The organism is Gilliamella sp. B3892 (assembly GCF_026536305.1).
In the GTDB taxonomy this organism is placed as follows: domain Bacteria; phylum Pseudomonadota; class Gammaproteobacteria; order Enterobacterales; family Orbaceae; genus Gilliamella.
The window spans coordinates 38,298-52,012 of the sequence record NZ_JAFNOK010000011.1 but is presented as its reverse complement, the minus strand read 5'-3'; the positions used below and the strand labels follow the sequence as shown (position 1 = coordinate 52,012).

Here is a 13,715-nt window from a genome sequence, read left to right as displayed (position 1 = left end):
AAAAGATCAGATCTTCGAATGCATGCATTATCATGTTATCTTTTGTTCACTACCTGCTATTAAATAGATTAACCAATGGCAACAACGAATAGTTGCTGCTTAACGTCATCAATAAATTAATTGTGGCAACTAAACGTTTAATTGGCTTGATAATAAGATCTAAAACACAAAGCTGAGAGGCAAAAGGGGGGAGGAAATGCATAACGATCGGTTGGTACAAACGCATGCTTATTTAAAACAGAAGATTTTGCAACTACTACCGCAACAAGCTCGACACTCCACAGATATTCCGGGATTAATGATATCTCGTTATGAGCATGACAGACCACCTGAAAGCTGTTTTTATCATCCAATGATTGCCATGGTCGTGCAGGGGCATAAGCGGTCAATGATAGGAAATCAAACATTCAATTATGACCAAGGCCAATGTATGGTTGTTGGCGTCGATCTGCCGGGAGTATTTCATATTTCGCGCGCTACGCCAAAAGATCCTTTTATTTCAATATCAATAAAACTTGATAAGCACATCATCAGTCAATTACTTAGCGAAATGGCGATAATACCTGACCTAGCGACAAATAAACCCACATCAGCGGTGGTCGTCTCTACAGCAACACATCAAATTATTGATACGTTTTTGCGCCTAATTGAGTTGCTCGAACAGCCACAAAGTATAGGCTTTATTGCGCCACTGCTTATCAAAGAACTTCATTATTATTTGCTTAACAGTCCATTGGGTCAAAGTCTACGATTTTCCGATCTAAAAGGGGCAAACCTTAAGCAGATAGCCAAAGCGATTAATTGGCTACGCAATAACTACACTCAGCCACTTGATGTTGATACCTTATTAAAGTTAGTGCATATGTCGAGCTCAACCTTTCATCGCCATTTTCGTCAAGTCACAACTCTAAGTCCCTTACAATTTCAAAAACAGTTACGTTTATATGAAGCTGAACGCCTTATGCTGCAAGAAGGCAAAGATGTGAAATCGGTTGCCTTTCAAGTCGGCTACGAAAGCCAGTCACAGTTTAGTCGAGAATACAAACGCCAGTTTGGTGCTTCGCCAAATAATGATATGCTCAAAAAACGATATTAAATCAAAACAAGGTTGAATAGAGGCCAAATCAGACAAACATTGAGCAGTTAATCAATTATTTTCATTTTTTTATTGACGTTGAAATTTAGATAGGTAAAATGCACTGCATTCAAAGCGAATTACCTTACGTAACCAGTTTTGAGCCCGGGTGGTGAAATCGGTAGACACAAGGGATTTAAAATCCCTCGGCCTTTTTGGCCGTGCGAGTTCAAGTCTCGCCCCGGGCACCATTATTAATCATCTCTTATGCGGGAATAGCTCAGTTGGTAGAGCGCAACCTTGCCAAGGTTGAGGTCGCGAGTTCGAACCTCGTTTCCCGCTCCAATTCATAATGTATAAAGCTGCACTAAAATATACCGCTAAATAAATTTTAAGTTAATAATTGGTTGTTTCTCACATACTGAGATGAACTTTAATATACTCATAAGCACTCAAAATTCCAGATTATGTCATCCTTTTATCTAGGCTAGCTGTCGATATAGTTAGAGAATTATCGCTGAGTTAGGATAATCAACCCTATTTACAGTGTGGTCGAGGCAAGCCACATCAGTCTGTTAGTGAAAATACTTTCTATCAAGGGATTAAACGTATTTGGTATGATAAAAAACTAGCCACACATGGTTTACCAGAAACACCTTCTACAGTACTCTATGAACTCGATTATGAAGAGATAGACATTGAGGCTCAACTCTCTCACCAAGACTAAAAATTAAGTCAGACGTTCGTATAATCATGTTAAGTGCATCACGCAGCTTCAAAAGATGATGCAAGAAAGTTCATATAGACTCGATAAGTGGGAACTATAGGCCTTAGAACAGTAGTAATCTATCAATAGTTATATGGTGCTTTACGGCACCTTTTGCATTTCTATTGATAAACAGAGCAATGATCACTAAGTTTTCGTGTCTGCTTTCACATCTTCAAAGGTGATAAACCAGAGTAGTTTAACCTAGAAAAACTGGTATGTAGGTTTTCTTTAAGTAACGAATCTCTGATTTCTCATCTTTGTATTAACATAGTTAATGCTGTATTTGTAGGCAGTAAACGTACCATATTGTGAAAACCACAAGCAAATTCTTCAAAAACCGCGAGTACTGTATGTTATCCACACATTAAAAAATCATTACTTTATGGCTTATGTTAGTAATATCACTTTGCTCATTGATTAGTGCATCGACACTAAACTGACTCGCAGTCATCAAAAATGACTTGAGTGCCACCATTGATTGCATCGACCGTTCATACCAGTGTTGGTGAAATAGCATTTCTTGTTGTGCCTAGTGCTTTTGTTTATCTTCAGCCTAGCCATACACCATCAACTAGTTATTTTTTATAAATACGTCACCACCATCGTCACGACGTAGTAATTGCCATGTAACATCGGTATATTCTTGCTGAGTTTCACTATCAATAAAAGGCTCTACTTTATAGCCACTAACTAATTCGCGATATTCAATTCTGCCATTAATGGTGGTTGAATAAAGCCCACTATGACGGCATAATTCTCCAGTTTTGAGGCTTATACGCACTGGTGAATCAGCTTTATTGATGCTATCTAAGATTTCTTCATTGATTACAGGAATGTCAGTTGCCATTACATCATCAAAACGACTTTGCCAATCTTTTGAGGTACGATTATTAAAACGGACCTCACCATTAATAGAGCCAAAGCCTAATGAACCAATTTCAGGTGCGCGCGCATCTTTAAGCAGTGCATTCACATTCACATAATGTTGTGGATAAGGGTTTGTTTCCACATCGCCCAGTTCAGGAACTTCCCCTGCCCGCACAACAACCCCACCCGAATAGGGATAAAAGGTAATTGCTTCATCATGATTGTTCTGTTTTAATTGACTAAGTCCACCAAGCTTGTTATTAATCAGTTCATCACTGAGTACTGTCAACCAGTTAATACATTTAAAACCTTCTCGAAAAGATAAATCATCCTCGACATTAGAAATATCTAATCCCAAAAATTGATGGGCAATATCGTATTCTAAATATTGGTAATCATAGTATTCATGGCAATGCTGAATGCCTAAGCCGAAAAAGCCATGCATTGGTTGCAAGATATCACTGATTTGTTGAACCAATTCTACTATTTTTTCAACACCAAAACGCTCAAGTTCAGTAACGGGTAAATAGAATTGCACATAACTGATACCTCTATGTAGATCCTCATGCCAATCTGCTGATGAAAATGTTTTAATAAGATAGTTGGGAGTAAACTCTAAATCATCAACATTACTCCAGTAAAAGCAAAGATCTCCTGTTCCCATCAGATTGATATAATCAATTTTTTCATCTATTAACATTGATTTATAAGAATATAATTTGTTTGGATTACCATCGAAATAGCCAGAAGATAATTTATCCCCCCAATATTTATCATAGAGCGCTAATACTCGTCCAATGGCTTGGCGTTTTTCTGGACGATACGCTTGATTAAGATAAAAACAACCAACCAATCCTGCTTTTAAGGCATCTTGATTATCTGGATCGAGATAGTGTCCATAGGTAAAGTCATTATAGTTTTCATAATACTTATCTAAAAACTGCTGTAATTTTTCTGTCATAGCTTATCCTGTTATTTTAGTTACAACGTATTCATGATATTTGAACCCTAGTCATCGCTCGGTTCATCACCTGGTGTGAAATAGTAATAGAACTGCTGCCGGGCGGGATAATAATGTACTTTTCTCCCTCGTTCATCAAGACGATATTTATCTCTATTTTGCCTTGCTTGCATTGAATCGTCCTCAATATCCATTATAGGTTTTATCTGCCCAATATTTTTTTTATAGCGATAATCAATTTCAATTAAACGATCATCTTGGTATTTCAGACGTTCTTGTTTATCAAAATCAGCATAGTAGGTCAGTTGAATGTTATTTTCGAAAACATAACTATTAGTCGATTTTTCCTTTGCAGCTAGTCGTTCAGAGTTAGCGGCCACCGCTCCAGCAAAAACAGTTGTTCTAATAATAGGAAAAAGCTCTATTACCTTATCTCCCGATCGAGTCACTGTTGCGGTAGCAACCGATTCGGCACTTGACGCCATGAATGGCATAGCTGCCGTCATTGCTCCAATAACAGCGACTCCCACCGTGGCTAACGGTGCATTTATAACTTGTTCGTGATGTTGCTCATAACGTTTGAAAACTTGTTCTAGCGCTTCTCGGTTGGTATTATCTCGTGCAAGTAGTTGTGGGCGGCTATATTCAACCTCTTGTTTTTTAACCCATTTTATCACATGCTTAGAAAATGCATCATATTCCATTTGTATCTGCTGTTCAATGGACAATACATGTTGCGGGTTTGTTAACGCTGTTTCACCAACCACCTGAAAAATAGGATCCGCTTTAGCCTTTGCTAACATTTCCTCTGCTTCTTTTTTACCCCGACGACGATATTTACACTGTTTTAAAGTCATTAAGCGAAACTTATTTCGATCACCACTTGCAATTATTAAATAATCTCTTTTTTGTGCATCCGACAGATAATCTCTGGGAAATTTAACCTCAATCACTGTATCAATATTGTTAGGACTGTAGCCTTCTTTGCCTAATAAACTATGATCTTTTTTCTTAATAATATCAGGAATACGAATCATCCCACGGCCATTGGGGAATCGCTCATTTGCCACTATAGGATTAATAGTACGGTAGCCTTCAACGATATCATTATCACCACTACGTTTTAGTGCTAAGGTATTCTCCAGCTCAGTTTTACTGACCATCGGATCAACAGTTTCAGCCCCTCTGAAATCGAACAGATAACTACCTTCAGGATCACCAAATTTATTTATTCTACGGTACTCACGGAAAACCATGCGAAATTGTGATAGAGGATAGTTACTAGGACGATGTGGTTCATTTTTGCTAGTTAATGGTGTTGGCGGAGTTTTTGTCATATTATAGCCAACCTCGCCGCAATACGGCCACAGATAACCCGATAGTTCAGCTTCTTGCCTAATCCATTTAGTAACTTGCCTCTGATATCGTGGAGTGCCATTTTTCGCTATATATGGAGATTTTTTCGCAGCTTCCATTTTATGGCATAAGTAGACAATATCTAGCGGATTCACTACGGGTAATACTATACCAGATGAATCGTAACTTGTTGAAGCAGACTTGCTTCCAATCGAAGAAGGTGCTGCATTTGAGCTATTAGACCTTTTACCCATTATTAATTTCCTATTTTCTAACATTCGTTAAAATCAAGTTGTACACGTTTACCAGTGGCAACATGCCTTGCTAAAAAAGTATTTTTAGGACTATTATCTTTTGGTGTTCCCGTAATAGTTTGCGGCTCATCAGTGAAAATACGTTTCGTTCGTCCTTTGGCATCGGTGAAGCCTGTAATAATTTGTCCATTCACTTCAATATCATAAGGATGAAAAGCTAACGGTTCACCTGTTTCATGATTAGTGAGAATAAAAAACTCACTACATCCATTCACGTTCGGTAAATTAATAACAGGGGCATTTAGTGTCGCTGCCCCCATTTTTTGCAGTGCAGTACTTTTAATCGATACATTATCTGATGTGCCGAGTTCAATTCCGTTTTCGTTGATTTTGATATACGAACCACCGCACATTAAAGTAATGTCTTTCGGTGCGGTGATAGTTATCGAACCATCCACACTATTAATATTAATATCTTGCTTAGCGGCGATCTCCATTGCAGCATTTTGTGCTTGAACTTCAACTTGGCCTTGATTAGCAAACAGTTTCATCCCTGTTTTATGGACAAATAAACTGATTGCCTCTTCGGCTGCAAAGGTAATGTTTTTTAATGCACTAATATCGGTATGGTTCTCTGAGGTCGTCGTTATACAATTCGCTGAGGATAACTGGATATTTTCATCACTGGTAAAAGCAATTCCTTCCGGTGCATAGGCTAAAATTCCAGCCTGTTTGAGCAGCGTTAAAGCGGTCTGCAGTTGTTGCTGATTATCAACGTCAGAGGGATGGGCTTGCGCGGTTTGGGCCGCGTTGTGCAGTGCGTTAGCGATTGACAGCGCGTTTTCAATCTGCTTAATAGCCCCTTGCATATCAAGCTGTTTGCCTTGGGCTTTCGGTTCAGTTTGCGCGGTGAGATATAGTCCTTTATTTGCAGCTATTGTACCCCACTTATCGGTTCGAAGTTCAAACCCCTCACCGCGTTGTTCTTTGTTGTGGTCAACTAAGTGGCCGAGATTTAGTTGAGTTTTGCCATATTCGGTGGCCAGCTTAATGTGCTCTTTACCTCGCTTGTCATCCATCCGTAATTTGTTGTTGGCTGGCGTGCGAATGACATTGCGGTGTTTGTTAGCCGTTGCAACGTGGTCAGGGTGGGTGCTGTCATGCATAGCATGGGCAATGTACGGTCGGTCTGGATTGCTATCTGTAAAAGCAATTGCAACACCTGTACCATCGATTAACGGGAAATGAAAACCATAGGTATCACCAGCATAAGGTCTAGCCAGTCGTACCCATAAGCTTTCTTCGCCGTTTTTCCAATTTTTCAGGTCAAAATCAAACTTAACGCGGTAACGCCCCATTGTATCAATATAACCATAGGTATCGTAGTCAGGACTGGTCACTCTCGCTGGCAAGGTGCCTGCCACTTTGGGCCAAGCTAGCGGTGTAGGTCGATAGGGTTTTAATACGTCATAGGGAATAGCAGTAAAATGTATTTGGTAAGAGTCGCTGCGGTCACCGTGACTGGCGGTTGAGAGAATAATGATACCTTCTTTAATGCCCTCTATTCCACTTTCGTCAATAATAATGCGTTGACCCGGCATTAAGTTATAGTCGTTACATTTCCCCTGAATAATCAATTTTTGACTGATAAGGACCTCATGACGTATGTTAGCATACCAATGTCCGCTTTCAATCTCACTATCATCACCTTTGTATTTATAGTGTTCACCATAGCGATAGTCTGTACCTCGGGTGGTGCTATCTTTAGGATCTGCATTAACGAGAGAATATTGACTGCTATTGGCGGTGCGGTAGTTGTAATCTTGGGTGATAACCTCTTTTGGCTCCGTATAGCTGCTAAACTGCAAATTCCATACACTATTTTGCTGACCATCCACCATACCACTCGGCTCTTTGCAGCGAATATGCCCCAAATCCTTAAAACCTTGCTCATAATCACTTAGGACTAAAACATCACAGTGGTGTTCACTGTGGCTTTCAAAGCGAAACCAAATTCCGACGTCGCTCAATAGGCGCTGGATAAATTCGAGGTCACTTTCTTGCCATTGGGTTATAAATTCCCTCAACGGATAGCTATTTTGTAATTCAAGACGGTAGTCTAGGCCAGTAAAACCATGCCGTCTGAGTATTTCTTCGACCACGCTAACTACACTTTGATTCTGGTAAATCGCACTGTAGTGGTCTTTTGCAAATAATGCAAGGCGAGACTGTAACACGACACGGTAGCGGGCTTCGTCTTTGCTGGCCGAGAGCAAACTAAATTCAGTAATAACACCATATAACGTACGTGGTAAGGTGGGTTTTTCAAAGGAGCTGATTTGAGCAACTTGCCAGGCAGGACTTGGCGCTTCAAAGGTTAATGATGCTGAACGCTTAAGTATTGAACTGATAGCAATATGTTTATCTGGAGAGGTGAAGGTGATGTCGTAACGCCAAGGCTGGTTTAGCCATTCTTGTCCGTCAAGGGATAACACGGAGAGTTTAGCACAATGATTAAGACCATCGATTATTAAACTGTAGTGATTGTGATGCACACCATTTACCGTAGCTGAAATTGTATCAGCCAATTGTTCTATAGTAATCATTATCATTCCTTGATCATTTATACATCAATGTATATATTAGTTCTTATATTTATTTAATTTTATGCTAACTGGTAAAGATAAGCGATTTTATGTAGTTAAAATACGATTTTTTTTTTTTTAGATCAACAATTTTTACAATTCAATTAAAACAATATAATGTTGTTTATATTAGTAATAATTTTTTAGTAAGGGGTGATCATTTGAAATCGGAAAGAAATAGGTATGATTAATTTTAAAAAGTTCGAACCTCGTTTCCCGCTCCAATTAACAAGCCTTACTTAATCTCCTAAACGTTAACCGAGCTAACTGCCAGTTGTACTAGTTTTCTCAAAACATTCGAGAAAATCCAAATTAATGCACGACAAAAAACACCGATTACTGATCTGGATCACAAATAATTAGTGTTTATAAAATAATCTACTTGAATTTTCAATAATTCTAATAAACAATAAATGCTTTACGCAAAACTTAAGTTTTAATTCGCTTGAAAGGATAAGATTTTGGAAAAAAAATTATTATTAGCATTAGTGATTAATGTGCTGGCTTTGACTGGTTGTGATGAAGGTGATAATAATGATGTTTCGGAAAAATCTAATGTGTCAACTTCAATTAATTCTTATGATATCAATTTATCTGATGATTCTTTTGATGATAATGCAGTCGTAAACACCGAACCAAATGTTGTAAATACTAAACAAAGCGACGTAAATACTAAACCAGACGTTGAAAATACTAAGCAACAGGACAACATTACTAATATTGTTAAACTTGATACTCAAAAGATTGTGGAGCCTGCTCAAACAACGGCAACAGCTAATTTAACTGAAGAACAAAAAGCGTATCAAATAACTCAGAAAGTATCTAACTATATCGATGCGACAAACCAGCACAGTAGACGCCTAAGTGCTGGTTTATCGGTTTGGTCTGATAGGGTAGAGAAAATAAAGCAGGGGATTGAAAATAAGAACTATCGCGTTATTGAATCCTCACTGCTTTTAAACTCCAGAGGTTACGAAAGGTTACGCCAAAGCTTGATTGCCACTTTAACTAAAAATCCGATTCCGATTGAACCGGTAGATACTCATGCTCGTAATCTAATCGCAACGCTAGATGAGCTTTTACCGATTTGGGCTGAACTGGAAAAATATAACTCCACCAGACGTTTTGAAGATGATAATGGGGCAAAAGGAAAAGAGTTAATGGCGACTTTTACGCCAGATTATTTAAAAGCAAACCAACTTTATAATCAATTTTCTGCCTCTGTCCAACAGTTGGCATATGAGCAAAGTAAATTAAGTCTGGAGTTATTTAAAAAGCAGGGTCGAACCTTAGAACTTTATGCAGAAGAGTGTTTAAATTATGGCGAACAAATCTTAGCGCAATTTGACTATCTTGAAGATTTTCAGGATAAAGAAAAAATCACTAAAGCCAATGAATATTTAGCGCTGTTAGAGGACAGACTCGACAAGTTACAAAATGAGCTACAAATTGCTGAAAAAAACGGTAGAAATATTGTGGGATTTAGCTCGATGATAAGATATTTAGAAGATTTTATTGGTGATTATCGCGCTATCAGAAATAATCCGCGTGCGGTAACAACGTATATGGTCGAACATTATAATCAAGCAGTCGAATGTTATAACGACCGTATCAATCAACCTTAATTAGTTTTCAAACAGTACCTTTAAGGTGTGTTGTTTACCATGTGTTAGGTTAAATACCTGAAATAAATTGCTATTTTTTACCTTAACACTTAGTTCAAGATCTATTGGCTAGTAAATTAAATGATTTGCTAAACAAGCAGTGAAACTTCAAATTCGTTTAGATGTTAAATAAAAATACAGGAATTGATTGAGGTATTTGGTTTTATTAAGCTGCGAGTATTATTGAAATATCTGGTTTATTGCTTGCTAAGCCTTTGTTTTGACAGAAGCTTAAAGTACTTTAGAAACACCGATAAAATTTACTGATAGTTAGCTAATTGCGCATGGTTTCGTGGAAGCTTATGTCAAAGTAAACTTCCACGAAAGGTGTGATTTAAAAATCTGTTTTAGCAATCCTGTTTCTAAAATACACTATTATGATTGACCGATTTAATTTTTTCGACATGCGATTCAATCACATCCCAATGTTCCGCAATTTTATTATTTTCAACACGGTAAATATCACAAACTTTACTAATCGAGCCATCGGGCATGGTGGTTTTATAAAAAACATAAACCATATCGGCTTCACAACTTATATTAATCACGTCAAATTTTGGTTTACTTTTAATATAAGACTTAAAAAATTCAGTAAAACCGTCTAAACCATTTTTAACTTGAGGATTGTGTTGAATATAGTTTTCAGCGACGTAATGTTTAATTTTCTCTACATCGCCATTGATAAATACATCTTTAAAGAAGTTTTCAACTAATTGCTTGTTTTTCATAATCTGTACCCCTTATTAAAATCATACAAAGAATATTAAAAAACGATTAATTAAATGTGTTAAAAAAGATTAAAATTCAATAAGACAGATGTTGATAGGATAATTATTTATACACCCTTGAGGGTATGTAGTAGCTGATTTGCCACCATAAGGATAAAGCTATTATGCCTGTTTCTAATCGTAATAGCTAGTTTTTAACCTGTTATGACCGCTCGCTATATTTTTTACGTTGATTTTGACGAAAAACTTGTGACAGGAATTATTTAACCATTAAAGCGATAAATTGATGATTTTTAACCGTCGATAAAAACATTTTACTTATCTAATTAAAATCCCGACTGACCTGCATTTATCATCAATATAATCAATATCTATTGTAAGTAGGATATTTTAAAATATCCAAATTCGTGTAAAATAAAGAAGTTTTCTGTTCTAACTGATCTTACAGCGCTTAAAATCGTCAGCAACAATAGATTGATTTTATCGTGACTAAATATATTCCAATTTGCACATATTTTTATTGTTCCATATATCAGTACATATCTTTCTAAAAACATATTTATCGGGAATGAATAATAAAATCTTAGCTTGGAGGTAGGACATGTATTTATTATCAATGGCGCCAAAATTTTTGTTAGCTTTAATAATATTACTTATCTATGTCAAATTATCCGGAAAAAGCCAAATAGCGCCAATGTCTCAGTTAGATCAGGTCGGTAGCATGGTTATCGGTGCGTTAGTCGGGGGAGCGTTATTAAGTCCAACAGTTTCTGCATGGGAATCGGCTGGATTAGTTGCCATTTGGGCGGGATTATTAATATTGATTCGCTTTATTAAATCAAAAAATTCCCGTTTGCGTGATGCCATTGACGGTGAGCCAATTCAATTGGTGAAAAACGGCAATCTATTGAGTGATAACTTTATCAAAGCTAATTTACCGGTCAGAGACTTTGAGACATTAGTCAATATTCAAGGTATCTCCTCTTTTGATCAGCTAAAACAAGTTTGGTATGAATTAAATGGCTCATTAACCATTATCAAGAAAGGTGAAAAAGATATTGCGGTATTGATTATCGAAAATGGTGGAATCAGTCATGATAATCTGGAACAGCTAAAAAAATCTGAAGATTGGGTGAAAAGTGAAATCAAAAAACAGGGTTATGATAAGATTGAAGACATCTTTTGTGCGGAATGGTTTGATAACAAATTTCTGATTTATCCATACGATTCAGTGCGTAATGGCGAGGCGAATAAATAACATCACTGGTACAATAAGATGAAGTAGCAAGGTGATTTTGATTGTTAACCACCTTGCTATCCATTAATACTAACGCAATTGGCTATCTTTACTGCCACGTCGATTATATAATGTAGCGGTTTTGCTAATTTGTTTATCGATTTCTTGCTGACAAGATAAGCAATATTGAACACCCGGTAGCGCTTGTTTGCGTGCTTCGGGAATAGGCTCACCACATTCAATACAAAAATCGGCACTCTTTGTATTTTGGTTTAAATGACGTCTAACATTTTCGATAGCATCAGCAATGGTACCTTCAATTTGTTGATTTACAGCATCATCAGATGCCCAACCACTAGCCATATTCAAATCCTCCCGTGTAGGAATATTGAATATCAATATGGTGATAATCTATACAATTTCAAGTGAGGATTATTGCTTAAAAGAAAAGTTAGAATGATAAAAGTAGTCTGATAACGTTAATTTCAAAAGGTATGGGTTATTTTATCGGAGGTCTTTATGCAAAAATATGAAAAAGCAACATTTGCCGGCGGCTGTTTTTGGTGTATGGTTAAGCCGTTTGACAAATATGAGGGGGTAATAAGTGTTGTCTCTGGTTATACCGGCGGGCATGTGCCTAATCCGACTTATGAGCAAGTTTGTCAGGGAACAACCGGCCATACTGAAGCGGTAGAAATCACATTTGATCCGAACAAAATCACTTATCAAGCCTTGCTTGATATATTTTGGCAACAAATTGACCCAACCGATGCCAATGGGCAGTTTGCTGATCGGGGTGACTCTTATCGCCCGGTTATCTTTTATCATACACCTTCACAACATAAACTGGCTTTAGAGTCTAAACAAAAATTAATTGCCAGCAAACGTTTTTCCCAACCAATCAATGTCGCAATCGAACCGGCTGTTGCATTCTATCCGGCAGAAGAATATCATCAAGATTACTATAAAAAGCGACCGGAACATTATAATCGTTATTACCAGTTATCGGGTCGAGCACCCTTTATCTCGAAAAATTGGGCTGATAAAAATAGATGAGAGTGAAAAAAACAATGCAGAAATATCCACAATATAGCAGTAAACAAAAAACGATCCATTGGTTATCAGCGTTACTGGTGGTCATTGTCGTTGCGTTATTAATCTTCAAAGTGACATTGTCACCTATTTTAGGTGGTATGGCTAATATCTATTTATGGCATAAATCGCTAGGGGTCGTGGTTTTCCTATTTACCGTATGGCGTGTGATTGTCATTAGTAAAGACGGCGTGCCGGATGTCTTACCTAAAAATAAGAAATTACAACGCATTTTAGCCAAATCAACTCAGGGATTTCTTTATATTCTATTATTTATATTACCCTTATCCGGGTATCTTATGAGTAGCCGTGCTTTGAATGTGTTTGGCCTCATCTCAATACCGGCTATACCTATGCCCAATGGGTTATATGGATTTTTTCACTCTGTTCATATAGTGGGATCGTATTTGTTAGCCATATTAGTGATGTTACACATTGCCGGGGCTTTATATCACTATTTTTGGGTTAAAGATAAAGCTTTGCAATCGATGTTATAGGGCGATTAACGATCCTAAGTTAATTCATATTAATTAAGTTGCGTAAGATAGGTGGGTTATGAATAAATTATTGAAAGAAAAAGCCGTTTCAGCGCTAAGTCCTATGCAATATCATGTCACTCAACAAAATGGGACAGAGCCGCCATTTGAAAACGAGTTTAATGACAATCATCAAGAAGGGCTTTACGTTGATGTGGTATCGGGTGAACCACTGTTTACCTCGACAGATAAATTTGATTCTGGCTGTGGTTGGCCAAGTTTTGCTAAGCCAATCAACAATGACAGTATCATCGAAAAAGAGGATAACAGCTACGGTATGCGCCGCATAGAGGTGAGATCACAGCAAGCCGATTCGCATCTGGGGCATGTCTTTAACGACGGTCCGAAAACGTTAGGTGGTTTACGCTATTGCATTAACTCTGCTGCGTTGCGGTTTATTCCGAAAGATGAGTTAGAAGCAAAAGGTTATGGCGAATATCTGCATCTATTTAAATAGCTAGCCAACCCGCCTCCTATCATGCTCTCATTGGGTGATAGGAGGGGGAAATACCAAAATTAGAGTAATAAGCA

The 13,715-nt window shown here is 37.5% G+C and carries 11 protein-coding genes and 2 tRNA genes; 8 read left to right on the top strand and 5 right to left on the bottom strand.

The window, feature by feature from the left end; genetic code table 11:
- The first annotated feature begins 196 nt into the window (after positions 1 to 196).
- The 3 genes from J3U74_RS10395 to J3U74_RS10385 all read left to right on the top strand — a co-directional run bounded on the left by J3U74_RS10395 (position 197) and on the right by J3U74_RS10385 (position 1,420).
- Positions 197 to 1,096: an AraC family transcriptional regulator gene (locus J3U74_RS10395; RefSeq protein WP_267328524.1), complete on the top strand. Its 900-nt coding sequence runs from the start codon at positions 197 to 199 to the stop codon at positions 1,094 to 1,096.
- Between the two features lie 142 nt (positions 1,097 to 1,238).
- Positions 1,239 to 1,326 (top strand) — tRNA-Leu (locus J3U74_RS10390).
- Between the two features lie 18 nt (positions 1,327 to 1,344).
- A tRNA-Gly gene (locus J3U74_RS10385) sits at positions 1,345 to 1,420 on the top strand.
- A 995-nt stretch (positions 1,421 to 2,415) separates the two neighbouring features.
- Here J3U74_RS10385 and J3U74_RS10380 read toward each other — a convergent pair.
- The 3 genes from J3U74_RS10380 to J3U74_RS10370 all read right to left on the bottom strand — a co-directional run bounded on the left by J3U74_RS10380 (position 2,416) and on the right by J3U74_RS10370 (position 7,888).
- Positions 2,416 to 3,672, bottom strand: a complete 1,257-nt coding sequence (locus J3U74_RS10380) for a type VI immunity family protein (protein ID WP_267328523.1) — start codon at positions 3,670 to 3,672, stop codon at positions 2,416 to 2,418.
- Positions 3,673 to 3,719: 47 nt separating this feature from the next.
- Positions 3,720 to 5,009 (bottom strand): hypothetical protein, encoded by a 1,290-nt coding sequence (locus J3U74_RS10375; RefSeq protein WP_267328522.1) that lies wholly within the window; start codon positions 5,007 to 5,009, stop codon positions 3,720 to 3,722.
- Positions 5,010 to 5,299: 290 nt separating this feature from the next.
- Entirely contained in the window at positions 5,300 to 7,888 is a 2,589-nt protein-coding gene (locus tag J3U74_RS10370; protein ID WP_267328521.1) for a type VI secretion system Vgr family protein, read from the bottom strand.
- A 500-nt stretch (positions 7,889 to 8,388) separates the two neighbouring features.
- On the opposite strand from J3U74_RS10370, the gene J3U74_RS10365 reads away from it, so the two are divergent.
- Complete coding sequence (locus tag J3U74_RS10365) at positions 8,389 to 9,552, top strand: DUF3829 domain-containing protein (protein WP_267328520.1); 1,164 nt, start codon at positions 8,389 to 8,391, stop codon at positions 9,550 to 9,552.
- Between the two features lie 401 nt (positions 9,553 to 9,953).
- Here J3U74_RS10365 and J3U74_RS10360 read toward each other — a convergent pair whose 3' ends face one another.
- Entirely contained in the window at positions 9,954 to 10,319 is a 366-nt protein-coding gene (locus tag J3U74_RS10360) for an ester cyclase (RefSeq protein WP_220219458.1), read from the bottom strand.
- Between the two features lie 601 nt (positions 10,320 to 10,920).
- On the opposite strand from J3U74_RS10360, the gene J3U74_RS10355 reads away from it, so the two are divergent.
- The gene (locus tag J3U74_RS10355; RefSeq protein ID WP_220219459.1) at positions 10,921 to 11,577 is read left to right on the top strand and encodes a DUF421 domain-containing protein; all 657 of its coding nucleotides are present in this window, start codon (positions 10,921 to 10,923) and stop codon (positions 11,575 to 11,577) included.
- Between the two features lie 69 nt (positions 11,578 to 11,646).
- On the opposite strand, the gene J3U74_RS10350 is transcribed toward J3U74_RS10355, so the two are convergent.
- Entirely contained in the window at positions 11,647 to 11,919 is a 273-nt protein-coding gene (locus J3U74_RS10350) for a DksA/TraR family C4-type zinc finger protein (protein ID WP_220219460.1), read from the bottom strand.
- 156 nt (positions 11,920 to 12,075) lie between these two features.
- On the opposite strand from J3U74_RS10350, the gene msrA reads away from it, so the two are divergent.
- From msrA to msrB, 3 genes are read left to right on the top strand one after another with little or no spacing between them, the layout of a single operon-like run.
- Complete coding sequence (gene msrA, locus J3U74_RS10345) at positions 12,076 to 12,612, top strand: peptide-methionine (S)-S-oxide reductase MsrA (protein ID WP_267328519.1); 537 nt, start codon at positions 12,076 to 12,078, stop codon at positions 12,610 to 12,612.
- A 14-nt stretch (positions 12,613 to 12,626) separates the two neighbouring features.
- Entirely contained in the window at positions 12,627 to 13,145 is a 519-nt protein-coding gene (locus J3U74_RS10340; protein ID WP_220219462.1) for a cytochrome b, read from the top strand.
- Between the two features lie 58 nt (positions 13,146 to 13,203).
- Entirely contained in the window at positions 13,204 to 13,641 is a 438-nt protein-coding gene (msrB, locus tag J3U74_RS10335) for a peptide-methionine (R)-S-oxide reductase MsrB (protein ID WP_220219463.1), read from the top strand.
- The last annotated feature ends 74 nt before the right edge of the window (positions 13,642 to 13,715 follow it).